Annotated in this window: 18 protein-coding genes; 8 read left to right on the forward strand and 10 right to left on the reverse strand. The window is 67.8% G+C overall.

Annotation, left to right across the window (positions count from 1 at the left end; translation table 11 throughout):
• Nucleotides 1-24: 24 nt before the first annotated feature.
• The 5 genes from LXT13_RS21430 to LXT13_RS21450 all read right to left on the reverse strand — a co-directional run bounded on the left by LXT13_RS21430 (nucleotide 25) and on the right by LXT13_RS21450 (nucleotide 8993).
• The gene (locus LXT13_RS21430; RefSeq protein ID WP_233374352.1) at nucleotides 25-1383 is read right to left on the reverse strand and encodes a GH1 family beta-glucosidase; all 1359 of its coding nucleotides are present in this window, start codon (nucleotides 1381-1383) and stop codon (nucleotides 25-27) included.
• Between the two features lie 141 nt (nucleotides 1384-1524).
• Nucleotides 1525-3171: a DUF5597 domain-containing protein gene (locus LXT13_RS21435; RefSeq protein WP_233374353.1), complete on the reverse strand. Its 1647-nt coding sequence runs from the start codon at nucleotides 3169-3171 to the stop codon at nucleotides 1525-1527.
• A gap of 66 nt (nucleotides 3172-3237) precedes the next feature.
• On the reverse strand, nucleotides 3238-6222 hold the full coding sequence (locus tag LXT13_RS21440) for a TonB-dependent receptor (protein ID WP_233374354.1): 2985 nt from the start codon (nucleotides 6220-6222) through the stop codon (nucleotides 3238-3240).
• 138 nt (nucleotides 6223-6360) lie between these two features.
• On the reverse strand, nucleotides 6361-7674 hold the full coding sequence (gene xylA, locus LXT13_RS21445; protein WP_233374355.1) for a xylose isomerase: 1314 nt from the start codon (nucleotides 7672-7674) through the stop codon (nucleotides 6361-6363).
• 80 nt (nucleotides 7675-7754) lie between these two features.
• Nucleotides 7755-8993, reverse strand: a complete 1239-nt coding sequence (locus LXT13_RS21450) for an ROK family transcriptional regulator (protein WP_233374356.1) — start codon at nucleotides 8991-8993, stop codon at nucleotides 7755-7757.
• A 170-nt stretch (nucleotides 8994-9163) separates the two neighbouring features.
• Here LXT13_RS21450 and LXT13_RS21455 point away from each other — a divergent pair, with 170 nt between their 5' ends.
• From LXT13_RS21455 to LXT13_RS21475, 5 genes are all read left to right on the forward strand, one after another.
• On the forward strand, nucleotides 9164-9427 hold the full coding sequence (locus LXT13_RS21455; RefSeq protein WP_233374357.1) for a hypothetical protein: 264 nt from the start codon (nucleotides 9164-9166) through the stop codon (nucleotides 9425-9427).
• Nucleotides 9428-9491: 64 nt separating this feature from the next.
• Nucleotides 9492-11780 (forward strand): alpha-xylosidase, encoded by a 2289-nt coding sequence (gene yicI, locus LXT13_RS21460; RefSeq protein ID WP_233374358.1) that lies wholly within the window; start codon nucleotides 9492-9494, stop codon nucleotides 11778-11780.
• Between the two features lie 5 nt (nucleotides 11781-11785).
• Nucleotides 11786-13480, forward strand: a complete 1695-nt coding sequence (locus tag LXT13_RS21465) for a glycoside hydrolase family 9 protein (RefSeq protein ID WP_233374359.1) — start codon at nucleotides 11786-11788, stop codon at nucleotides 13478-13480.
• Nucleotides 13481-13496: 16 nt separating this feature from the next.
• Nucleotides 13497-14813: an MFS transporter gene (locus LXT13_RS21470; RefSeq protein WP_233374360.1), complete on the forward strand. Its 1317-nt coding sequence runs from the start codon at nucleotides 13497-13499 to the stop codon at nucleotides 14811-14813.
• A 2-nt stretch (nucleotides 14814-14815) separates the two neighbouring features.
• Nucleotides 14816-15544, forward strand: coding sequence for a polysaccharide deacetylase family protein (locus tag LXT13_RS21475; protein ID WP_233374361.1), 729 nt, complete (start codon nucleotides 14816-14818; stop codon nucleotides 15542-15544).
• A gap of 212 nt (nucleotides 15545-15756) precedes the next feature.
• Here LXT13_RS21475 and LXT13_RS21480 read toward each other — a convergent pair whose 3' ends face one another.
• The 5 genes from LXT13_RS21480 to LXT13_RS21500 all read right to left on the reverse strand — a co-directional run bounded on the left by LXT13_RS21480 (nucleotide 15757) and on the right by LXT13_RS21500 (nucleotide 20975).
• A complete protein-coding gene (locus tag LXT13_RS21480) occupies nucleotides 15757-16569 on the reverse strand; it encodes a DeoR/GlpR family DNA-binding transcription regulator (protein ID WP_233374362.1) in 813 nt (270 codons plus the stop codon).
• Nucleotides 16570-16631: 62 nt separating this feature from the next.
• Entirely contained in the window at nucleotides 16632-17588 is a 957-nt protein-coding gene (locus LXT13_RS21485) for a BadF/BadG/BcrA/BcrD ATPase family protein (protein WP_233374363.1), read from the reverse strand.
• Nucleotides 17585-18769: an SIS domain-containing protein gene (locus LXT13_RS21490; protein WP_233374364.1), complete on the reverse strand. Its 1185-nt coding sequence runs from the start codon at nucleotides 18767-18769 to the stop codon at nucleotides 17585-17587. Before LXT13_RS21490 ends, LXT13_RS21485 begins: the two co-directional genes overlap by 4 nt.
• Before the next feature lie 20 nt (nucleotides 18770-18789).
• Complete coding sequence (locus LXT13_RS21495) at nucleotides 18790-20073, reverse strand: D-tagatose-bisphosphate aldolase, class II, non-catalytic subunit (RefSeq protein WP_233374365.1); 1284 nt, start codon at nucleotides 20071-20073, stop codon at nucleotides 18790-18792.
• Entirely contained in the window at nucleotides 20070-20975 is a 906-nt protein-coding gene (locus LXT13_RS21500; protein ID WP_233374366.1) for a DMT family transporter, read from the reverse strand. Before LXT13_RS21500 ends, LXT13_RS21495 begins: the two co-directional genes overlap by 4 nt.
• A 159-nt stretch (nucleotides 20976-21134) precedes the next feature.
• Here LXT13_RS21500 and LXT13_RS21505 point away from each other — a divergent pair, with 159 nt between their 5' ends.
• The 3 genes from LXT13_RS21505 to LXT13_RS21515 all read left to right on the forward strand — a co-directional run bounded on the left by LXT13_RS21505 (nucleotide 21135) and on the right by LXT13_RS21515 (nucleotide 24456).
• Nucleotides 21135-21353, forward strand: coding sequence for a hypothetical protein (locus LXT13_RS21505; RefSeq protein ID WP_233374367.1), 219 nt, complete (start codon nucleotides 21135-21137; stop codon nucleotides 21351-21353).
• On the forward strand, nucleotides 21350-24205 hold the full coding sequence (locus LXT13_RS21510; protein WP_233374368.1) for a TonB-dependent receptor: 2856 nt from the start codon (nucleotides 21350-21352) through the stop codon (nucleotides 24203-24205). The genes LXT13_RS21505 and LXT13_RS21510 overlap by 4 nt, the downstream gene beginning before the upstream one ends.
• Nucleotides 24206-24291: 86 nt before the next feature.
• A complete protein-coding gene (locus LXT13_RS21515) occupies nucleotides 24292-24456 on the forward strand; it encodes a hypothetical protein (protein ID WP_233374369.1) in 165 nt (54 codons plus the stop codon).
• Nucleotides 24457-24542: the final 86 nt, after the last annotated feature.

Genomic DNA, 24542 nt, shown 5'->3' on the forward strand with positions numbered 1-24542 from the left:
GCGGGGCGCGGGCAGGCGCGGGGCTCACAGAATCTTGCGCTCCTGCATGACCCGGGCGTAGTACCGCGCCGAGAGCTTGGGCGTGCGCACCAGCGTCTCGTAGTCGCAGTGGACGATGCCGAAGCGGCGCTGGTAGCCGTCCTCCCACTCGTAGTTGTCGATGAAGCTCCACAGGAAGTAGCCCTTCAGTGGCACACCGTCGGCAATCGCGCGGTGGGCTTCGCGCAGGTGGTTGCGCAGGAAGTCGCGGCGGTGCAGGTCGAAGACCTCGCCACGTACAACCGGCTCGTCGTCGTAGCCGCAGCCGTTCTCGGTGATGTAGAGCGTCTGGTGGCCGTAGCACTCGGCCGCGAAGCGGGTGGCCCAGTAGATGGACTGTGGCACCAGGCGCAGCCACACGCTGTCGGCGCGCGGGTAGCTGACCGGGTTGTCCAGCACCTCGTAGGCCGCGCCGTCGCGGCCGGCGCGCACATAGGTGCCGGTATAGACGTTCAGGCCCAGGTGGTCGGTGGGCAGGCTGATGAGGTCGAAGTCCCCGGGCTGCACGTCCGGCGCATCGGCGCCGACGCGGGCGAGGTAGTCGTCGGGATAACGCCCGGCGTGCATCGCGCCCAGCACATGCGCGTTTTTCTCCAGGAACCAGGCCCTGGCCGCGGCGATGTCCTCGGGCGTCTCGGTGACGGGCACGCAGACGTCGCAGTTGTCCGTCAGGCCCACGACGGCGTCCCCGCCACCGAACTCGCGCACCGCCCGTACGCCGTGGCCGTGGCACAGCAGCGCGTGGTGGAAGGTCTGGTTGACGATCTTGGCGCTCTCCTTGCGGCCCGGCGCCTTCGTGCCGACCCCGTAGGCCAGTTGCGTGAAGCAGCGGATCTCGTTCATCGTGATCCAGTGCTTCACGTCATTGGCAAAGGTCTTGACGACCGTGTCGGCATAGCGCGCGAAGGCGTCGACCGTGACGCGTGAGGTCCAGCCGCCGCGGTCTTCGAGGCTCTGCGGCAGGTCCCAGTGAAACAGCGTCACCCAGGGCTGGATGCTGTGCTTCTTCATGCTGGCGAAGAGCCGGCGGTAGAAGGCGATGCCCGCGGGGTTCAGCTCGCCGTCACCGTTCGGGTACAGGCGCGGCCAGGCGATGGACAACCGGTAGTGCTTGACGCCGAGCGACGCCATCAGCGCGAAGTCCTCGTCGAAGCGGTGGTAGTGGTCGCAGGCCACGTCGAGCGTGTCGCCACCGTGCACCTTGCCGGGAGTGCGCGAGAAGCGGTCCCAAATGGACTCGCCCTTACCGTCCTCGAAGGCGGCGCCCTCAATCTGGGCAGAGGCGGCGGCGACGCCGAAGACGAAGTCGGTGGGGAAGGGGCTGGCGTAGGTCAGGGAGGTCATGGGTCGTTGCGAGGTGGCGTCGGCAGGGCCTGAAGGGGCGAAGGGCTCGGGCCGGGAACGGCGAAAGCGGAAGACGTGGTCGGTGGCGTGTCAGCGGATCGGCGCGCAGCGGGTGTCGACCCGCTGCCGCCGGCAGCCGACTTACTTCGGCCGCCCCATCCGGACCTTCAGCATTACAGGCTCGGCCGGCAGGTTCAGGCCGTAGTCCACCTGGTCGCCGTTCCACACCCGCTCCATGACCCAGCGGCCCTGGTCGTCGAACCGGCCCTGTTCCGCGCGCAGCAGCATGCCGCGAGTGCCTTCGGCCGGCTCCATGCGCACGCGCACGCGCTGGCCGATGATGACAAACTCGTCGGGGCCGATCTGAGCGAGGGCAGCGCCGCCGCGTGGCTCTTCCGTGCCGGCTGCAGGTTTGGCGAATTCGCCTCCCCAGCTCGATTCGCCGAAGCGCCCGAGCCGGTAGGTCATCTTGGCCGTCCAGCCGGGGAAGTCCAGCTGCTGCGGCTTGCGGTCGTCGGCTTCGGCCACACCCTGCGTGCGGCCCTCGAAGGCCCATTGCGCCCACAGCCGCTGCATGGGCGCGAACATGCGGTAGACGGGCTCGAACGGCTCGACGATGCGCTTGTCGGTCTCGGTGGAGCCGAGCGGGTGGTTGCTGTAGTCGAAGTAGTCGATGCCGAAGGGCGATACACCGATGGCGCCGCGGCCCAGCATCGCCCACAGGTAGCGGCCGTAGGCCGGCTTGGTGCCGATCTCCGGGACCCACAGCGGGTTGTCAGAGCGGCCGAACAAGCGCAGGTTGGCGTTCACCTGCTCAGACTCTGGCGCATAGATGTCGGGGCTGGCAATGTCGATTGCCGGCGCCGCGGCCTTGTAGATGTCAATGACGTCCCACGTCGGGCCGCCGCTGGCGAAGTTCTTGTTCCAGGGCTTGGGTGGCTGCTCCAGCGGATCGCGCAGTGCGTTGTTGACGTACATCGGCAGGTTGTAGACAGCGCGGCCAGCCGTGGCGATCTCGTTGATGTAGCGCGCGATGGCCCAGGCGTGGAAGTACTCGTCGGCGTAGTCGCCGTAGACCTCGCGCCAGCTGCCCGAGGCCTTGGCCACCGGCTTCTTGCGTGCCAGCACGGTGGCTGGCACGGGCTGCTCGAATGCGGCCTGCGCGGCCGGGCCGAAGTCCCGCACCAGCCCGTAGGTGCCGACCTCGTTTTCGACCTGCACCATCAGCACGGTGTGCTTGTCGCCGTCGATCTTCTTCAGGTGCGTCATCAGCGCGACGAAGGCGCGCTTGTCGGCCTTCAGCGTCTCGGCACCGAAGGGGCTGAGGCTGTAGTTCGCTTTGCCGTCCGCGTCCACGTTGAAGGGGAAGCGCTGCGGGTCGAGCTTGACCCAGGCCGGCGTGTACTGGGCGCTGGTGTTCTTCCACGTGCCGAACCACAGAATGACAAGGTGCTTCTTCTGCTGGCGCGCTTCGTTCACCAGCGTGTCGACGAAGCTGAAGTCGAACGTTCCCTCCACCGGCTCGACCTGCTCCCAGGCCACCGGCATCAGCACTGTGTTGGCCTTCAGATCGTTGGCAGCGGCCCAGACGGGCTTGAGCGCGCCGGGGTAGTTGCTGGAGTTGTGCGCCTGGGCGCCAAGGATCAGGAAGGGCTTGCCATCGACAAGCAGCGCGTGGTGGCCGTCACGCGAGGCGAGGCGGGGCAGTTCGGCAGCGAGCGCAGACTGCGAGAGCAGCAGGCCGGCGAGTGCCAGCCCGGCCAGGGCATGGAAGGGTCGGGTTTGCATGGGGTGTCGGTGGTGCAAAGGGAACTCCGGCGGCTGAATAGGCCGCCGGAGGATGCCAGCGCCAGGTCAGAAGGAGTAGCTGGCTTGCACCGAGTAGCGGCGGCCGGTGTAGTTGACTGCGCGGGTCATGAAGCCGATGTGTTGCTGCATCAGCTGCCGGGCCAGCGAGTTGTTCAGGTTCTGCCCTTCCAGGCTGAGGCTGAAGTTGTCGTTGAAGCGGTAGGTGACGCCGGCATCGACTTGCCCGTACGCGTCGCTCCAGGTCGGCAGCGCCCAGGCCACGCCACCGCCGTTGTTGGGCAGTTGGCCGTCGCCGCCGTTGGTGCCGTTGACGTTGACGCCCTGCAGGTACCTGGAGCGCCAGCTGTAGGCCACTCGCGCCGAGATCGGGCCGTAGTCATACAGCAGCGCCAGGTTGTACGCGTTCTTGGACAGGTTCTGCAGCGGCAGGTTGCCGAAGGTGCGGCCGTCGGTGTCGCAACCGTTGGTGTTCAGGTTGAAGTTGGACGCGCCGGTGCTGGTGCCGGAGCAGTAGGCGCTGTAGACGGGAGCGTAAGGCTTGGTCTTGCTGTCAACGTAGGTGTAGTTGGCCTGCACGCCGATGCCGGACAACCAGCCGGGCAGCATGTCGAGGTAGCGCTGGAAGGCGATCTCCAGGCCACGGGCATGACCCTTGGCGCCGTTGACCGGCGAGGTGATCGTGAAGGTCACCGGGTTGCCGCTGCCGTCCTTCAGCTGCACGTTGGCCGACTGGCCCACGATGATGTCCTTGAGTTCCTTGTCGAACACCGCAACCGTCAGGGAGCCCGTCTTGGAGAAGTACCACTCGCCGGTCAGGTCCAGCTGGTTGGACCGCACGGGCTTGAGCATCGGGTTGCCGGTGGCGGAGCCCGTGAGGGCCACACTGTCGACGATCACCGTCTTGTTGACGGTGTCCGTGTGCTGGGTGGTGTCCAGCGACAGCGAGGTGTAGGCCTGCAGCTGCGAGAAGTCAGGCCGCGAGATCGCCTGCGCGGCAGCCAGGCGGAATTGCAGCTGGTCGCTGGCCTTCATGCGCAGGTTCAGGCTTGGCAGGACGTTGGTGTACGTCCGGCTTGCGATGACCGGGTTCGAGAACGGAGAGACCGTGGGGATGGGCACGCCGCCCAGCGTGTAGCCGGATTCGACGGTGGGCTTGTTGGTCTTGAAGACCATGTAGCCGTTGGCCTTCATGTCCGTGCGGACGACGCGCAGGCCGATGTTGCCGTCCACCGGAAGCGGCTGGTCCTCCCAGCCGAAACGGAGCTGCCCGTAAACGGCCTGGGTCTTCTCGTGCTGTTCGTTCGTGCCTTGCGGGTCGGTGCCGAAGGTGGCCGGCGTCCAGGCGCTGCAGGATGACGCGTCACCGTTGTGCTGCTCGGCGCACAGCACGTCGTGGTACTTGTGTAGCGTGGCGTAGCTGTCCGGGTAGCCCTGGGCCAGCGACACGTCGGGCACGTAGACTGGCGGAACGCTCTGGCCGCCGAAGAAGTTCTTGAACTGGTGCAGCGTCACCGGCGCGTTGAAGCGGGGGTCGTTGAGGCGAGCGACGTGGTTGATGTCCCAGCCCTGCTGCCAGGTCTGGGTGATGGCGGCCCAGTTGTAGTCGGGCGAAGACTTGACGGTCGTCGCGCTGTTGTCGGTCAGGCGCACGCCGAACTGCAGGTCCTGCAGCACCGGGTGGTCGAAGTCGAACTTGGCATCGGCGCGCCAAACCTTGGAGTCCGCTTTGCTGCGGTCCAGGTGCTCCATGGTGAATGCCCAGTAGTAGTTCCCCTTGTCTTGCAGCGCGGCGAGGTCCGAGGCGTCGAAGACGACGCGCGGCGTCGAGCCGGTCAGGTCCAGCGTCTCCTTGGGCATCTGCAGCCCCGTCGCGACGGTGGAGTCGAAGGCATTGGTCTTGGACTTGACGATCTGCAGGTCGGTGCTGAAGCTCCAGCGGTCGCTGGCCTTCCATTTCAGGTTCCAGCCCAGGTCGCGGGTGCGGGAGTTACGTGTCATGTAGCGCGTGTCGGCGCCGAAGTTGATGCCGCCGTCGGTCGGGTCGGTCAGCGTGCCGGTGAGCAGCTGGCCGTTGTTGCCGTACGTGGCGTCGCTGGAGATCTTGATGTTGGCAGGCGTGGACTGGGCGAACAGCGCGTTCTCGTCCCAGTGCATGCGGTACTTGGACTCGAAGTAGGTCAGCGAGCTGCTGATGTCATCCTTGCGCCACTGCAGTGCACCATAGGTGCCCTCGCGGGTGCGGTCGAAGTTCGAGTCGCGCCACTGCGCGCCCTTCGGCACCCAGTGCGAGCCGTCGATGTTGTAGTAGGGCTCGACCTGCCACAGGTCGGTGCGCGTTGTCGTCTTGCTGCGCGCCAGGCTCAGCAGCGCGCCGAACTCACCGATGTCGGTCTTCCAGCGGTTGGACAGCAGGCCGGATGTCGCGGGGCTCCACTTGCCCTGCAGGTCGTTGTAGTTTCCGCTGACCGAGATCGCGCCCTTCAGACCGGCGTAGTCGAACGGCATGGCGGTGCGCAGGTTGACCAAGCCGCCGACGGCGCCTTCCACCTGTGCCGCCGAGGGGTTCTTGTAGACGTCCACGCCGGCCATCAGCTCGGGGGGCACGTCTTCGAAGTTCAGCGCGCGGCCACCGTTGGCCGAAAAGGTGTCGCGGCCGTTCACCTCGGAGCGGACATAGGAGAGGCCGCGGATGTTCACGCTGGAGCCTTCGACCGAGTAGTGCTCGGGGTCGCCCTTGGCCATCGTGCGGTCGATGGTCACACCGACGATGCGCTGCAGCACTTCCGTGACGGAGCGGTCGGGCAGCTTGCCGATGTCGTCGGCGTTGACGGAGTCGACAACTTCGTCCGCGTTCTGCTTGATCTTCTGCGCGGATTGCAGCGCCGCGCGGCGGCCGGAGACGACAACGGTCTCGAGCTGTTGCGACTTGGCGTCCGGCGCGGGGGCGGACTGCGCCAGCGCCAAGCCGCTGCTGAGCAGCGCGGCCTGGGCTGCCGCCAGGGAAATGATGGTTTTCTGGTGCTTTCTCACGGTGTCTCCTCTAGGTGTCCTCGCGGGACGGGTCTGGTTTATGGGGACTGCTGCGTTCTCGGCAACGAAGGGCTCAACATCGCCTTGAGGCGTTGGCCCGTGAGGCGGCGGTGTTCCTCACGGCGCGGTGATGGCGCGTCAGCGGCAAAGCCGGTTGAACAGGTTCTCCAGCACCTCCTGGCGGCCGGAGACCGGGGCCACGTCGGTGTTGCGGGTCAGTACGTCGTCGGCCAGCTCGGCCAGGCCGCGACGGCCATTCAGGATGTCCTGGCCGGCGGGCGTGTCCCACCCGGCGTAGCGGGTGTCGACGGCGGCCTTGAGCCGGCCGTCCACGATCATCTTTTCGGCGATGAGCAGCGCCTCGGCGCAGATGTCCATGCCGCCGATGTGGCCGTGGAAGAGGTCGGCCGCGTCGATGCTCTGGCGGCGCACCTTGGCATCGAAGTTCAGCCCGCCCGAGCCCAGGCCGCCGGCCTGCAGCACGTGGTACAGCGCCATGGCCGTCTCAGGCACGTTGTTGGGGAACTGGTCGGTGTCCCAGCCCAGCTGCGGGTCGCCGCGGTTCATGTCCAGGCTGCCGAGGATGCCCAGGGCGCCGGCCGTGGCGATCTCGTGCTCGAAGCTGTGGCCCGACAGCGTCGCGTGGTTGGCCTCGATGTTGACCTTGACTTCCTTCTCCAGGCCGTAGCGCACGAGGAAGCCGTAGACCGTGGCAGTGTCGAAGTCGTACTGGTGCTTGGACGGCTCGCGCGGCTTGGGTTCGATGAGGATGGCGCCCTTGAAACCGATCTTGTGCTTGTAGTCGACGACCAGGTTCAGGAAGCGGCCCAGCTGGTCCAGCTCCTGGCCCAGGCGCGTGTTCAGCAGCGTCTCGTAGCCCTCACGGCCGCCCCACAGCACGTAGTTCTCGCCGCCCAGGGCCAGCGTCGCGTCCATGGCGTCGCGCACCTGCAGCGCGGCCATCTTGAAGATCTCGGGGTCGGGGTTGCTGGCCGCACCGGACATGAAGCGTCGGTGGCTGAACAGGTTGGCCGTACCCCACAGCAGCTTCAGCCCGGTGGCCTGCTGCTTGTCGGCCAGCACATCGACGATGCGCTTGAAGTTGTCCTGGCTCTCGCGCGGCGTGACGCCTTCTGGAGCGACGTCACGGTCGTGGAAGCAGTAGTAGGGCACGCCCAGCTTTGCGAAGAACTCGAAGGCGGCATCGGCTTTCAGCCTGGCCAGCTCCATCGGGCTGCCGCCCTGGAACCAGGGGCGCTCGAAGGTGGCGCCGCCGAACGGGTCCAGGCCGGTCCAGACGAAGTTGTGCCAGTAGCAGGCGGCGAAGCGCAGGTGGTCTTCCATGCGCTTGCCGAGCACCAGGCGGTCCTTGTCGTAGTGCTTGAAGGCCAGCTCGTTGGTGCTGTCGGGGCCTTCGTAGCGGATCGCGGGGATGTGTTGGAAGTAGCTCATCGGTCAGTTCGGCAGTGGCGGGCGCGATGGGCGCCCTGGTGTCATGAGGGGGAGCGGGGTGGGGCGGGCCAGGCGCCTCGTCAGGCGGCCTCCTGGAACGGGGTGTTCAGCGAGGCGCCGCTGTCGGCCAGCGGTACCGCGGGGCGCGTCAGCCGGTAGCGGGCCAGCGCCGCGGCGCCCACCGCCACGGCGTTCACGCCGAAGCGGGACGTGCGCACCGTGGGGGCTGGCAGGTGGGCGGCGGCGGCGTAGTCGGCCAGCGTGTCGAGGGCGGGCGCCACGAAGGGGTCGCCCAGTTCCAGGGCAGCGCCTCCCAGCACGATGCAGCCGGGGTCGTAGGCGGTGGCCAGGTTCTGCAGCAGCACACCGAGGTAGCGGCCGGCGGAGGCCACGGTGCGCAGCGTTTCGGGGTCTTCGTCGAGTAGGTGGGCTCGGACCTCGGACAGCGACCGCAGCGCGGTCACTCCGCCGTCGCCGGTGCCCAGCATGGCGCGTGTCGTGATCAAGGCTTCCGCACAGCCACGGCGTCCGCAGGAGCAGCGCGGGCCGCCCAGCTGTAGCACCATGTGACCCACCTCGCCGGCGAAACCGCGGTTGCCGGTCAGCAGCCGGTCGCCGACGATGACGCCGGCGCCCAGACCCTGGTTGATGGAGACGTAGAGCAGCGGGTCGGCGGCGGGTGAGGGATTGAACTCCCGCTCGCCGAGCGCCGCGACGTCCGCCTCGTTCTGAATGAAGAGCGGCACACCCTCGAGCGCGGTACCGCGCAGGTGCTCGCCGAGCCATGCGGCGAAGGGCAGGTCGCGCCAGCCGAGGTTCGGCGCGAAATGCAGCACGCCGCGCGCCTCGTTCACGCCGCCGGGCAGGCCCACGCCGATGCCCAGCACCTGCTGGCGGGCCTCCAGTTGCTGCGTGACCTTGACGAGCGTCGCCGCCAGGCTGGCAAGACAGGCCTCCGCGGTGCGGTGGCGGCCGTAACTCGCGATGTCGCTCGCCCGGACTTCGCCCGTCAGCGACGTGGCGACGACGCGCACCGACTCGATGCCCACCTCGGCGCCGAGCAGGACGAGCCGCGCCGGGTCGATGAACAGCGGCGTCGGTCGGCGGCCCAGGTCGCCCGTTGCAATCACCTCGCGCTCCACCAGCCAGCCCTCGTTCACCAGCTCGCGCACGAGCAGGCTGACGGTGGACTTGGTCAGGCCAACAGCGCTGGCAAGGTCGGCTCGCGACAGTCCCGGATGGGCACAAACGTGCCTGACCAGGGCCATTCGGTTGATGACCTTCAGCAGCTGCTGGCTCCCGGTGGCTTCCGGTTGCAAGCGGTGTCTCCTGTTGATTGATCGCTAGGGCTAGCGTTAAATCATATTAGTTCGACCGTCGCACGAAGTAAATTGGGTGAAAGCCCCTAGCGCAATCGACGGGGTCCAGTCGAAGATGACTGCGTGCGCCGGGTCCCGCGATGTGGTCAGGCCAAATCGCAAAATACCCCATGTCAGACCCGTCTCCTAGCAACATCGTCAACGGCGGCGGCGCCGCCGGCTGGATGCGGCTGCGCGGCTGGCGCGCTGCTTGGGCGAGCCTCGGCGCGAGCGTCTCCTCATCGAGTCACGCGAGATCGGACATCCTGATCGACGATGCGGCCCCGCTGCAGCGCTTCGTGCGGCTGCGCCAGACCATCGCGCAGACCGCGGACGGCATCCCAGACCACGCAAACGACATTCAACGGCATGTCAAGGCGCCCGCGCCGGCCTGACTGCTCGTTCCATAAAAGACAAACTGGCAAGACGCCCTTCACGGAGACACAAGGAAAACAACTCATGAAATTCACTGACGGACAGTGGATGCTGCAACCCGGCGTGGCCGCGCACTACGCGGCCGAGGCTTACGAGGTTGAAGCCCACGAAGACCGGCTGGTCGTGCTGGCCACGACGCGGCCCATCAAGCACCGTGGCGACACGCTGCAAGGTCCCACGCTGACCGTGACGCTCAGCTCCCCGCTGCCCGGCGTCATCCGCGTCAGCATCGAGCACTACACGGCGTGCAGCGCGCCGCGCCTGCACATCCCCATGGTCGGCGCCACGCAGCCCGCCGTGCAGATCACCCAGACCGACACCCACGCGCGCCTGACCTCGGGCGCCATCTCCGTAGAGGTCAAGAAGGGCGAAGGCTGGGGCCTCGTCTTCCGCGAGGGTGACCGCGTGCTGACCAGGAGCGACTGGCGCGGCCTCGGCTACATCCAGTGGGGCGCCAAGGGCAACCACGTCCACGAGCAGCTCGCGCTGGCCGTCGGCGAAAACGTCTACGGCCTTGGCGAGCGCTTCACTCCCTGGGTCAAGAACGGCCAGGTCGTCGAGAACACCAACAAGGATGGCGGCACCGCCTGCGAACAGGCCTACAAGAACGTTCCGTTCTACCTGACCAACCGCGGCTACGGCGTGCTTGTCAACGAAGCCGGCCCGGTGTCCTTCGAGGTCGGCTCCGAGAAGGTCGCGCGCGTGCAGTTCAGCCGCGAAGGCGAGAGCCTGGACTACTGCGTCATCGCCGGCCCGACACCCAAGGCTGTCGTCAGCCGCCTGACCGCGCTCACCGGCCGCGCGCCGCTGCCGCCGGCGTGGAGCTTCGGCCTGTGGATGACCACGTCGTTCACCACCAAGTACGACGAGGCCACCGCCACCCACTTCATCGACGAGATGGCCCGGCGCGAGCTGCCGCTGTCGGTCTTCCATTTCGACTGCTTCTGGATGCGCGAGTTCCAGTGGTGCGACTTCGAATGGGACCGTCGCGGCTTCCCCGAGCCCGAGGCGATGCTCAAGCGCCTGCATGCCAAGGGCCTGAAGATCAGCCTCTGGATCAATCCGTACGTGGCGCAGAAGTCGCCGCTGTTCGCCGAAGGCGTCCGTGAGGGCTACTTCATCAAGCGCACCGACGGACGCACCTTCCAGACCGACCAGTGGCAGCCCGGCATGGCCATCGTCGACTTCACGAACCCGACGGCCAAGGCCTGGTACCAGGGCCACCTGCGCCGGCTTCTGGCCACCGGCGCCGACTGCTTCAAGACCGACTTCGGCGAACGCATCCCCAGTGAGGGCGTGACCTACTTCGACGGCTCTGACCCCGTCGAGATGCACAACCTCTATGCGCTGCACTACAACGAAGCCGTCTTCGAGCTGCTCAAGGAAGTGCAGGGCAGCGACGCCATCGTGTTCGCCCGCTCCACGTACGCCTCGGGCCAGCGCTTCCCCGTGCACTGGGGCGGCGACTGCTGGAGCACCTTCGAGAGCATGGCCGAGAGTCTGCGAGGCGGCCTGTCGCTGACCACGAGCGGCTTCGCCTTCTGGAGCCATGACATCGGTGGCTTCGAAGGCAACCCGCCGCCGGCCGTCTACAAGCGCTGGATCCAGTTCGGCCTGATGTCCTCGCACAGCCGTCTGCACGGCAGCAGCAGCTACCGGGTGCCATGGCTCGTCGACGAGGAAAGCTGCGACGTGCTGCGCGTCTTCACGCGGCTCAAGCACCAGCTCATGCCGTATCTCTTCGCCAAGGCCTATGAGGCGACCGAGACCGGCGTGCCGCTGATGCGCGCCATGCTGCTGGAGCACCCCGACGACCCGGCCTGCGCGACGCTGGACCGGCAATACCAGCTGGGCGAAAGCCTGCTGGTGGCGCCCGTCTTCACCGAGACCGGCGACGTGGAGGTCTACCTGCCTGAATCCGGAGCAGGCGGCGGCGCGTGGACGCACCTGCTGTCTGGCCAGAAGAAGGCCGGCGGGCGCTGGTACCGCGAGACGCATGACTTCCTGAGCATGCCGCTGTACGCCGCCCCGGGCAGCGTCATCGCCTGGGGTGTCGAGACCGAGCGGCCCGATTACGACTACGCCCGTGGCACCGTGCTGCGCATCTTCGAGCTGGCGGACGGTGCCAACGCCAGCTTCGTCGTGGCCGCGGTGGGCGGCGGCATCGCCGCGCGTGGCACGGTCAAGCGCGAAGGCAGCCGCTTCACCGCGCAGGTCGGCGAAGGCGCGCTACGGGATTGGGCGCTGGAGGTCGATGGCCAGCGCAGCCCGGTGCTCGCCGAGGGCGCCTCGCTGACCTGGCAGCGGGGGTGACCGGCATGCGCCGCTTGATGCTCGCCGCGGCGCTGCTGTCCGCCGGCGCGGCGGCGGCGGCCGACATCGCCCTGAACCAGCTGGGCTTCCTGCCGGGGGCCGCCAAGGTGGCGGCCGTTCCGGCCGGTGCCGCCGGCGAGTTCCGTGTCATCGACATGCGAGGCGGCGGTGTCGCGCTACGCGGCCGCCTCACGCCGGCGGCGACCTGGGCGCCATCGGGCCAGGCCGTGCAGCTGGCGGATTTCTCCGCGCTCCACGCACCAGGCCGCTACCGGCTGCAGGTGGACGGCCTCGCCGATTCGCTGCCCTTCGACATCGGCGAGCGCGTCTATGCCGACGTGAATGCCGGTGCAATCAAGGCCTACTACTACAACCGGGCCAGCTCGCCGCTGCTGCCGCAGCATGCCGGTCGCTGGGCGCGGCCGGCCGGCCACCCGGACGACCATGTCCTCGTCCATGCCTCCGCCGCCAGTGCAGAACGGCCGGAAGGGGCGGTCATCGCCGCGCCCAAGGGCTGGTATGACGCGGGCGACTACAACAAGTACGTCGTCAATTCCGGCGTCACGGTCTACACGCTGCTGGCCGCTTACGAGCACTACCCATCCCTGTTCAAGGACGGTGCGTTGAACATCCCCGAGAGCGGCAACGGCCTGCCCGACCTGCTCGACGAGGTGTTGTGGAACCTCGAATGGATGCTCGCCATGCAGGATCCGGCCGATGGCGGCGTTTATCACAAGCTCACCAACTCGGGCTTCGACGGCATCGTCATGCCCGCCGACGCCAAGGCCGAGCGCTATGTCGTGCAGAAGAGCACCGCGGCGGCGCTGGATTTCGCCGCTGTCATGGCCCAGGCCAGCCGCGTGTTCGCCGCGTTCGACAAGCAGCGCCCGGGGCTCTCGGCCCGCATGTTGGCCGCATCGCGCCGCTCGTGGGACTGGGCGCGCGCCCATCCCGGCGAGGTCTACCGCCAGCCGCCCGACATCCACACCGGCGCCTACGGCGACAACGAGCTGGCCGACGAGTTCGCCTGGGCGGGGGCCGAGTTGTGGGTCACCACCGGCGAGGCCAGCTACCGGCCCGACCTGGACCGGCTCGCCATCGGCGTGCCCGGCTGGAGCGACGTGAAAGGGTTGGCCTGGGTGACGCTCGCGCAGCACCGCGACAAGCTCGCTCCGGCCGACCGCAGCCGCGTGCATCAGCGTGTCGCCGGTCTGGCCGACGACCTCAGGGCCGGCTGGAAGGCGTCGGCCTACGGCGTGGGCCTGGGACTCAAGGACTACGAGTGGGGCAGCAATGCCGTCGTGCTCAACCGCGCCTTGATGCTGATTCAGGGCTACCGGCTGCAGCCGCAGCCCGACACGCTGGCCGCCGCGCAGGCCCTGTTCGACCACGTGCTGGGCCGCAACCCGTTGGGCCAGTCCATGGTGACCGGCTTCGGTGCCCGGCCGCCGATGCACCCGCATCACCGCCCCTCTGAGGCCGATGGCGTGGACGACCCCGTGCCTGGCTTCCTCGTCGGCGGCCCCAACCCCGGCCAGCAGGACGCCAAGCAGTGCCCGGCCTATCCGGCGAAGCAGGCAGCGCTGAGCTACCTTGACAACTTCTGCAGCTACGCAAGCAACGAGGTGGCCATCAACTGGAATGCGCCGCTGGTGTACGTGTCGGCGGCACTGCAGGCGCTCACGCCGCGACCCCACTAGAACCTACGGAGACCCGATGTCCACGACCCACCGCCACCCGCTGACTTGGGTGCCCTCGCTTTACCTGGCCATGGGCCTGCCCAACGTGATGGTGGGCGTCGTTGCGGCCATCATCTACAAGAACCTGGGCGTGGCCAACGAGGACATCGCGCTCTACACGTCGCAGATGTACCTGCCCTGGGTGTTGAAGCCGCTGTGGGCGCCGCTGCTGGAGGCCTATCGCAGCAAGCGCTTCTGGGTCATCAGCATGGAGTTCACGATGGCCGCGGGCCTGGGCCTCGTGGCGCTGTGCCTGCCACTGGACGGGTTCTTCAAGCTGTCGCTGGCGTTCTTCTGGCTTGTCGGCTTCGCGTCGGCTACGCAGGACACCTGCGCCGACGGCGTCTTCATGACTACGGTCAACAAGACCGACCAGGCCCGCTATTCCGGCCTGCAGGGCATGTGCTGGAACATGGGCGCAGTCATCGCATCGGGCCTGCTCGTGTCGCTGACGGGCTACCTGCACAACCACGTCGGCATGAGCTGGACGCAGTGCTGGGTGGTCGTCGTGTCGCTGGCCGCGGCGGCGATGGCGCTGTTCGGCACCTACCACCTTCGTGTGCTGCCGCCCGGCGCGCCGTCGTCGCTGCACGGCCAGGGACTCGCCGTGGGCCTGAAGGCCACGGCGGAGGCCTGGGTCACGTTCTTCCAGAAGCCGCAGATCTGGATGATGCTGGCCGTCATCTTCTTCTACCGCTTCGGCGAGGGCTTCATCGAGAAGTTCGGCCCGCTGTTCCTGCTGGACGGCCGCGCCGCCGGCGGCCTGGGTCTGGACAACGAGGCGTTGGGCCACATCAATGGCACGGTCGGCACGCTGACCTTCATCGCCGGCGCCTTCGTCGGCGGCTTCTTCGTCGCCCGCCGCACGCTGCCGCGCAGCTTCTTCACGCTGGCGCTGGTGCTCAACGTGCCTCACCTGACCTACTTCTACCTGGCGCAGACGCTGCCGACCGACACGACGACGATTGCGCTGGTCGTCGCGATCGAGAAGTTCGGCTTCGGCATGGGCTCGACCGGGCACATGCTCTACATGATGCAGCAGATCGCCCCGGGGCCCTTCCGCATGGCCCACTACGCGATGGCCACCGGCGTCATGGCGTTGACGAAATGGGGCACCGGCACCGTCAGCGGCGCGCTGTGGAACGCGGTGGACCATCACTACGTCAGCTTCTTCGGCTGGGTGCTTGTGTTCTCCATCCCGCCGGTCATCCTCGCGTGGCTCGCGCCGTTCCCGCACGAGCAGGACCACACGGCCGCAGTCGACGGCCAGGCCGCACCTGCCGGAGGACACTGACGATGAAACCGCTGTTGACGCTGATCATGGCCACCCTGACCACCGCGGCCTTCGCCGCACCGCCCGCCTGCGGGTCCGACGCGCTCGGTACCTCGCGCACGCTGACGCTCAGGCGCGAAGCCGCCGCCTGGGGCACGGCGCAGCACGCTGCGCTGCCGGGCCTGGCGCCCAGGGAGGTGGTGCTGACCTTCGACGATGGCCCTCGGCCAGAGTCCACGCCGCTCGTGCTGAAGGCGCTGGCGGATCAGTGCGTGAAGGCGACGTTCTTCATGAACGGCGAGCCGCTGCGCCAGCATCCTGAGACGGCGCGCCAGGTGCGCGACGCCGGGCACTCGGTCGGCATGCACGGCTTCCGCCACGACAACTTCAGCCAAATGCCCGCGGCAGCGCAACTGGCCGACCTGGACGCGATGGTGGCGGCCTACCGCGAGGTACTGGGTGACGAACCAGCGGCGTACCGCTTCCCATTCCTGGCCGAGGCTCCGGCCTTGCTCGCGGCGCTGAAGGACCGCGGCCTGACGGTGATGTCCGTGGATGCCGGCGCCGAGGACTGGCTGCCCAACCAGACGCCGCAGATGCTGGCCGACAAGCTGCTGGGCCAGCTCGCCAAGAGTGGCGGCGGGATCGTGTTGCTGCACGATGCGCAGGATCAGACGGCGAGGGCGTTGCCGTTCCTGCTGTCTGCATTGAAGGGTGGTGGCTACCGCGTGGTGCAGCTGCGCTGGGAGTGAGCGCGTTGGCGACCCTTCTGGCGGTCAGCTGCGGTTTGCCGCAACGTCGTTTGCTCGTTGCTGAGGGTGCTGCGAGCCCACCACGGCGGGCCGAACTCCCGGAAGGCGCCGAGCAAAATGTGCAACAGAAAAGGCCTTCTCGCTCGACGTCGGGGTCGGCGTGGATCTCAGCTCGGTCGAACCCACTGTGTGGTCGGCCCGGGCAGTAAGACCTACGCCAGCACCACCTCAATCCCCCGCCCCCTCAACTGATCCACGATTGCCTGATCCGCCCCACTGTCCGTGATCAGCATGTCCAGCTGCTCCACCGGCGCAATGACGGACAGGTTGCGCTTCATCAGCTTCGACGCATCGGCCACCGCGATCACCTGCCGCGAGATCTTCATCATCTGGGCGTTGAGCTGCGCTTCCAGCAGATGCGGTGTCATCAGGCCGATGTCGGGGTCCAGGCTGTCCACGCCGAGGAACAACCGATCGGCGTAGAGCCCCTGAAGCGCCGCCACCGCCTGGGGCCCCGACAGCGAGTACGAGTTCGGCCTCAGCTGGCCGCCCGGCATGATGAGGTTGACGTGCGGCACCGTCGCCAGCAGTGCGGCGATGTTGAGCGCGTTGGTGATGACGTTCAGCGACGTGAGCCGCAGGCCGCGGATCTGCTTGGCGATCTCCTCCGTCGTGGAGCCGCTGTCCAGCAGGATGGTCTCGCCGTCGCGGATCAGCTTCGCGGCCTCGGCGGCGATGCGCGCCTTCTGTTCGTGCCGCAGCTTCTGCTTCACGCCGATCGGCACTTCCTCGGTGTCGCGCTGCGCGAGCGCGCCGCCGTGCGTGCGCAGCACGGCGCCGGTGGCGGCCAGCGCGTTGAGGTCGCTGCGGATCGTCACGACCGAGGTGTGGAAGCGCTCGGCCAGCTCGTCCACGGTCACGCGACCCTGCGTCTGTACCAGCTCGCGAATGACGCGTCGGCGTTCGTCGATGAGCAGAGGGCTTTCGGTCTTCTTTTCTGTCGCTTTGGCAACGGCGGCTGGCATGGCACTCGAAAGGCGTGATGACTTTCGGATGATATCGAGCGAAGGTCGCGCGCCAGCCACGGTCAGCCCTGCAGCAGGCCCAGCGCCGCGCCGCGCAGCGGCTGGCCGGCCAGGCGAGCGGCGTACAGCGCGGCGCCCATTTCCGGGCCGAAGCGCGGGCGCTTCAGCACCGCGCCGGGCTGTCGGCGCGACAGCGCGGCCTGCAACGGCCCCAGCACCAGCTCGCCTGCCGTGAACACGCCGCCGGAGTACGACACGTCGAGCGGCGCGCCGGCGGGCAGTCCGAGCGAGCGGGCAGTGCCGGCGGCCAGCAGCGCCAGCTCGTCACCCGCGCGCACGAGCAACTGTCGGGCCTGTGCGTCACCCGCCTGGGCTGCGGTGGTGGCAAGGCGCGCAGCCTGCGCGAAGCGGCTGCGCGCGGCGCTGCCGTTGATGGCGGCGCACAGGTCCAGATCGTGCGCCAGCTGGAAGTGCTCCCGCACCAGAGCCAGCAGCGGGCCCGGTTCGGTGCGGCCATCGGCCATGCGGGAGAACAGCGCCAGCACCTCTCGCGCCAGCCAGTACGCTGAGCCTTCATCACCGAATACCTCGCCCCAGCCACCGCAGCGAGCGCTTCGGCCCTGCCATTCGCCGTAGGCGATGGAGCCGGTGCCGGCGACGAGGCTGATGCCGTCCGCGCCGGCCAGCGAGCCGGCCCAGCTGCACACCATGTCGTTGCCGACGGTATGCCGCGGCAGCGCTCCTTCCAGCAGGCTGCTGAAGTCGGCGAGCAGCGCGCTGTCTTCGCCATGCGCAGGCAGGCCGGCGAAGGCATGTGTCACGTCCGATGACTGGGCGCCGGCCAGGTCGAGCGTGGCCTTCACACCGTCGTGCAGCAGCGCCCGCAGCGCGTCGAAGCCGATCTCCAGGTAGTAGCTGGTCGTCGATTCGTGTCGTGCGAGCAGGCGGCCGGCGGCGTCCACCAGAACGAAGGCAGTCTTGGTGCCGCCACCGTCTATGCCCAGGAACATGGCGCTCATGCGTGCGATTGCTGCTGCTGAACCAGGGGGTGGATGGTGACACCGCTGACGACGCGGGTCACGGTGCCCGAGGCGCTGGGGTTGTCCGGCGTGATGCCGCGCGAAAGCGAGGCCAGCAGCGCCAGGCATTGGGCGAAGACGAGTGCGATCGGCGCCAGCGCCACGTCGGGCGAGTTGGGGGGCAGGGCGACCCGCACGTCGTCTGCATGTAGCGGCGTCATGCCGTCCGGCCCTGCGCTGCTGAGCGACACCACCCGGGCGCGGCCTTCCCGGCGCAGCTCGCGCAGCAGGTCCAGGTCGTAGCGGCGGGTATAGGCATCGTTGGACAGGAAGATGACGACCAGCGTGCGGTCGTTGAGGATGGTCTTCGGCCCATGACGGAAGCCCAGCGGCGAGTCGGCCAGTGCAATCAGCTGACCATCGGTCAGCTCCAACAGCTTCAGCGCCGCCTCGCGGGCAAGACCCTGCAGCGCGTTGCTGCCCAGGTAGACGACGCGCTCGAACGGCTGATCGGCCAACGCGTGGAGCCGGTCGGCCTCGGTGGCCAGCAGCTGTTGCGCGGCGGATGCCAGCGCGGTCGCCGGCGCAAGTGGCAGCCCGAACGCCCAACCCGCGGCCAGCAGCATGCCGCTGAAGCTGGACGTCATCGCAAAGGCGCGGTCATGTGTCTCGTCGGGCAGCAGCAGCACATGGGCGTTCGCCTGGCTGGCCATGCGGCGGTTGAGCTGGCCCTCCGCGGCGCAGGTGACGACGAGGTGGTGGCAGTGCTGCACGAGCTGGTCGGCCAGCTCGACGGCGGCCAGGCTCTCCGGGCTGTTGCCTGAGCGCGCGAATGAGACGAGCAGCGTCGGCACGGCGGGCTGCAAACATTCGGCGGGGCTGGAGACGATGTCCGTCGTGGCCACGGCCTCGACGCGGATGCCAGGCCGCTGGCCCAGCATGCGCAGCAGGCCCGGTGCCAGGCACTGGCCGATGAAGGCCGAGCTGCCGGCGCCGGTCAGCACGATGCGCAGGTCCGGCAGCGCGAGCAGCGGCTGCAAGAAGGCATCGAGTGCCGCCCGGCCGGCCTGCAGCTGGTCGTGCACGGTCTGCCAGACCGCCGGCTGATGGGCGATCTCACGGGCGGTGTGGTGGCCGCCGCGGTGGTCGAGGTCGGCAGGGTCGAGTTGGAGCAGGGTCATCTTGTTGTCGTTTTGAACAGTCAAGCGGTGCAGGCCGCGAGGTAGGGACGCAGCGCTTGCACGGTGCCGTCGCGCAGCAGGGCGTCGGTGTGCGTCGGCAAGCGGCCTTCGCGCACGGCCTCGTACTGGCGCGGCAGGTACTGGCTCAGCAGCGTCAGCGGTGGCGGTGCGGCGTCGAGGCGGGCGAGCATCGTGTCGCAGGCCCGGCGCACGGCGGGGTGGGCCCAGTAGTAGCGGATGCGGTCGCTCAGGGAGTAGGCCAGGTCCACGTCCAGGCGCGAGGCGTCCTGGTAGTAGCCGCGCCAGTGCTCGGGCTCCGCGCGCATGACGCCGAGCACCGTATCCACCAGCCCATCGCCTTCGCCCACCCACTCGCGCTCCACGGCGGCCAGGCCCCACAGCGTCTCGCGCAGCGCGAAGGTCACGCCCGGGCCCACCTTCAGGATGGCGAAATGGTCGCGCGCCAGCTGAGCGAGGTGCTCCGGCGTCTGGTAGTCGGTGGAATGGGCCTCGTAGACGAGGCCAGGCTGGGTCTCGATGAAGGCGCTCAACTCGCGGGCCTTCTCGGGGCGGTAGTCGATGACCTTGTGGTGGTCGAACTCCACGCCAGGCTGCACGACCATCGCGATGACACGCTGCCAGGCCAGTTCCAGCCCGGCGCGCTCGAACGCATGGCGATGCAGCGCCAGCGTTGACGAGGCCGCGTCGGGAGACGTCACGGCGAGCTCGCCGAGGTCTTCATGCGCGCCGCCGGGCACTGGTACTTCGGTGCCGATGACGTAGACGGGCGGCTCGCCGCGGTCGGTCGCGTCGCGCCAGGCGGCTTCGGCGGCGTGGCAAAGGCGCACGGCGCGGGCGGCGATGACTTCTTCCGGCAGCGGGACCGGGTCACCGGCGCAGCTCATAGAGCAGTCCAAGTGGATCTTGCGGAAGCCCGCGGCCACGTACTGCGCCACCATCACCTCGGCCTTGGCCATGGCGGCCTCGGCCGGCAGTTTGCGCCAGGCATTGGGCCCGAGGTGATCGCCACCGAGCACCAGCAACTCGGGCGGCAGCCCCTCTTCGGCAGCCATTTGCTGCACGTACCGGCGGAAGTCGACCGGTGTCATGCCGGTGTAGCCGCCGTCCTGGTTGACCTGGTTGGACGTGGCTTCGATGAGCGCCGGCCGGCCGTGGGTCGCGCATTCACGCAACGTGGCGGCGATGACGACGGGATGCGCGGAGCAGACGGACGGGATGCCCACGGCGGCATGCCCCGGGGCGGTTTGCTTGTGGCGGCGCACGAGTTCGAGCATGAGCTTCATGCGGCGTCTCCTTGAACGGGTTGGGAGGAAGAGGGCGTTTCCGGCTGCAGCGCCAGCAACAGCGCGGCCAGCAGCGCCAGCGCCACGCCGGCCAGCTTCGATCCGCTGGGAGCCGTGCCGCTGAGCGCCATCGACAGCACGGCCGTCAGCAGCGGCGCGCCGGCGTTGACGAGCGGCGACACGACGAGCGCCTTGCCATGGCGAAAGGCGTAGACCAGCGTCAGCGCGCCAATGGCATTGAGCACCTGGATGACGGCGGCGAGGCCCGGCCCGTTCCAGCCCCACTCGATGGGCTGCGAGAAGTCGGTCATCGCCAGCGCGGCCGGCACGCACACCAGCGCGCCGACAGTCATGTAGAAAAAGATGCTCTCGGTGCTGGTGCCCGCGCTCGCCAGCTTGATGAAGTAGGCCTGCAGCCCCCAGGCCGCCAGCACGACGAGTGCGAGCACGAACCACAGCCCCATGCCCGACCCGCCGGCACCGAGCTGCAGGTCGAACAGCGGCAGCGCGCACAGCGCCAGCACGATGCCGGCCACGCCCAGCCGCCCGGTGCGCTCGCCGAGCAGTCCGTAAGACAGTGCGATGGTCAGCCCTGGCGACAGCGAGACGATGGGGAAGATCAGGTAGGCCGGGCCAAGCTGCACGGCGCGGAACAGCAGCATCTGGCCCCCGGCGCCGAGCAGCCCCACGGCCAGGCCCAGCACGATGGCGCGGCGGTCGCGCTGGATGCGCCAGCCACTGCGTGCCAGCACGGCGACAGCCGGCGGGATCATCGTCAGCGCCCAGACGACGTAGACCAGGGTGTCCGGGAAGCCATGTTCCGACGGCAGGCCCGTAAAGGCGCCCCACACGCCCCAGAGCAGCGTGGTGGTCAGTGCATAGGTGAGCCAGGTGCTCGGCATCGGTCGACTTTCGTGCGGTGGGTTATCGTCGGAAAACTTTCGAGCGAAAGCATAAGCGAACAAAAACGAAAACGCAACGCCGAAAGCCACTTTCGTTACCCATGAACCGATTCTGTGAGCGTATCCCCTATGAGGTGCGGCAATCCCGCTCTATGCACCATGAATGTGGCGCTTTTCGATGAGGCGTTTATCGAAAGCAATTTTCATTGGTGGAAACGCTATACGAAATTAAACGAAAGAATTCGTAGACTTGCGCCAAGCCGCTTCCGGGGCGATTCGTGGAGCGGCAACTGCCGGGCATTCGGCCCGGGCGCCGCCGCCGATCGCGTGGGGCCGCGCTGCTGCGGCCTCGACAAACACAAAGGAACCGTTGGATGAGTTCTCGACTGCACCCTCTGCCGCAAGCCACTCTTCGCTTCGCGCTGCATCCGTTGGCCGCGGCCGGCCTCGTGGCACTGGGCGCGCTGGCTGCGCCTGCCGCAACAGCGCAGGATGCCACCGCACCCGATGCCAAAGACGCCGATCAGACGCTGGAGCGCGTCGAGGTCGTCGGCACCCGCGCCAGTCTGCAACGCTCGCTGACGCTCAAGCGCAATGCAGCCGTCGTGCAAGACAGCATCAGCGCGATCGAGCTGGGCCGCTTCCCTGACGACAACGTGGCCGACTCGCTGAGCCACATCACCGGCGTGGCCATCTCTCGCACGGCCGGCGGCGAGGGTCAGAAGGTCAGCATCCGCGGCCTGGGCCCCGAATACACGATCACGACATTCAACAACCGCATCCTCGGCACCGATGGCGCGGGCCGTGATTTCGCGTTTGACGTGCTGCCGGCCGACGTCATCAGCGGCGCCGACGTCGTGAAGGGCACGCAGGCCTCGCTGACCGAAGGCTCCATCGGTGGCCTCGTCAACCTGCGCTCGGCCAGTCCCTTCGACCAGCGCGGCCAGCACGGGCTCGTGCGCTTCGAAGCGGACCGCAACGCCATGACGCGCTTGAACGGCGGCAAGCTGTCGGCCACCTACAGCAACACCTTTGGCAGCGACGTCGGCGTGCTGCTGGGTGTCGTGTACGCCAAGCGCAAGGAGCGCACCGACACGGCCGGCAACGACGGCGGCTGGTCGCGCAATGCCGTGCCCAGCGACCCGGGCGCGTTCTGGCCCTGGGGCAATACCTGGGGCGGGGCCATCGACCCCAACGGCAACGGCACGCTGGACAAGAACGAGGAAGGCCTCATCGGCCCGGGCCAGTTCCGATTCGGCAGCATCTTCGAGGACAAGAAGCGCACGGCGCTGTCTGGCAAGGTGGAGTGGCGGCCAGCCGACGGTGTGAAGGTCGTCGTCGACGGCATCAAGACGCGGCTGAACTCGCCGCAGGTGGGCTACCAGCAGTCGTTCTACCCGCTCTACGCGCCTGGCCGCTGGTCCAACATGAAGATCAACAACGGCGTCGTCACCGACCTGACACTGGACAACGCCGATCCCGAGCTGCGCCTCAACCCGGAACTGCTCAACAAGACCGAGTACCGGGTTGTCGACACGGCGCTGTACGGCGCCAACGTCGAGTGGAAGGCTAGCGCCGACCTCAAACTGACGGGGGACATCTATCAGTCGACCTCCAAGCGCCACTCCGGCGGTCACGACAGCTACGTCGTGCTGCGGATGAACCAGCCCAACGTCACACGTATTCAACTGACGGGCTCGGCCGTGCCTGACGTCAAGACGACCTTCGCAGATGGCCGCGACCTGCAGACGGGCCTGGCGCAGGGCCTGTTCAAGGCGAGCGACTTCAACACGCATTACTTCAGCCTGTCGGGCGACAACGTCGACGACCGCATCACCGGCGCCAACCTCGATGCGACCTGGACGCTGGGCGGCAGCTGGCATGTCGATGCGCTGAAGTTCGGCATCAGCCAGACTGACCGCAAGAAGTCGCGCGACCTGGTCGATAACGCTTTCAATGCCGGCGCCGACCACTACTCCGGCGTCAACGCGATCAACGTCGGCACGCTGGGCGGCAACGTCATCAACCAGACGCTCAGCCCGTCTGACTTCCTCAGCGGTGTCAGCGGTAACTTCCCGCGCACTTTCCTCGGGTTCGACGTGGACAGCTACGTGCAGGCGCTCAAGGCCTACGACGGCAAGCCGCGCCCGGGCGGCGGCGTCTACAGCTCCACGGCTGCCGCGCCGGCGTGGGACCCGCTGCAGAGCTACCGCGTGACCGAGAAAACGACGGTCGCCTATGTGCAGGCCGACCTGTCGGGCGACGGCTGGAGCGCCGACGCCGGCCTGCGTTTCGTGAGGACCAAGACGACCGCCCAGGCCTGGGACGCCAAGATCCTCGACATCATCGAGAACGGCGCGTTCAACTACACGGCCGTCTACGCAGCGCCGTCCAACATCCAGCAGGACGCGAGCTACAGCTTCGCGCTGCCCTCGGCCAACGTGACATTCGAGCTGCGCCCCGACCTGCAGCTGCGCATCGGCGCCGCCAAGACGATGGCGCGCCCGTCGGTCGACAAGCTTGCGCCCACCAGCACTACGCAGAGCATCTCCTGGGGTGACTTCACGCAGGTATTCGGCGGCAATGCCGAGCTCAAGCCCTATAGCGCTCGGCAGGCCGACCTGTCGCTGGAGTGGTACTACGCGAAGGACTCGGCGCTGACCGTCGCGGTGTTCCAAAAGAACATTAAGAACCAGATCACCAGCATCTATCTGACGGGTCAGGATATTGGCGCGCCTGGCGGCCGCCCGTTCAACGTCAGCAAGCCCATCAACGGCGACAAAGCCCGCGTGCGCGGCTTCGAGATCGGCCTGCAGCAGCTGTGGCAGAACGGCTTCGGTGTCCGGGCGCAGTACACGCGCAACAACTCGCGCAGCTGGGTGGGTGGTGAGGAGCGCCCGCTGGAAGGCATTGCCCCGGCCACGTCGTCGCTGGGCCTGCTGTACGAGAAGGGTCCCTGGAGCCTGAGTGCCACGGCCGACCACACGGACACCTTCGTCACCGCCACCAATGTGCTGGGCGCCGGCTTCAACGAGCGCGCCAAGGCCATGACCTGGCTGACGGCGCAGGCGGCCTACGAGGTCAACAAGATGCTGCGCATCAGCATCGAAGGTCGCAACCTCACCGATGCCGTCCAGCAGTACACGCTGGGCAACGGCGCGATCTCGCTACCGCAGGGCTACAACCGCTTCGGCCGCGCGTTCACCGTTGGGGCAAGCCTGAAGTTCTGAGCGCCCGAGGCCGCAGGTGCCCTGTGTGGCCGCGGCCAAGGGATGGTTCGAGGCTCTCGCCTCTCGTTCGCCTGAAAGATTTCCTGATGTTGAAGAGGTCATGGGTCCGCTGGGCCGTCAACGCGAGCAAGTACGTGAAGAACCAGAGCAGCGCGCGTACCAAGCTGTGCACCGACTTGAAGGCGGTCAATCAGCGCACGCTGGTGTTGCCGCCTGAGCTCGACGACAGCCTGCGTTTCGGCTGCGATTGACCCGCCACCCCCACGCCACTCGCCCGGTGCCTGCTCCGATGCCACGCCTGCTTCGTCGAATTCCACGCCCTCCCTTTCCGCTGACC

Source organism: Pelomonas cellulosilytica (genome assembly GCF_021353265.1).
In the GTDB taxonomy this organism is placed as follows: domain Bacteria; phylum Pseudomonadota; class Gammaproteobacteria; order Burkholderiales; family Burkholderiaceae_C; genus Pelomonas; species Pelomonas cellulosilytica.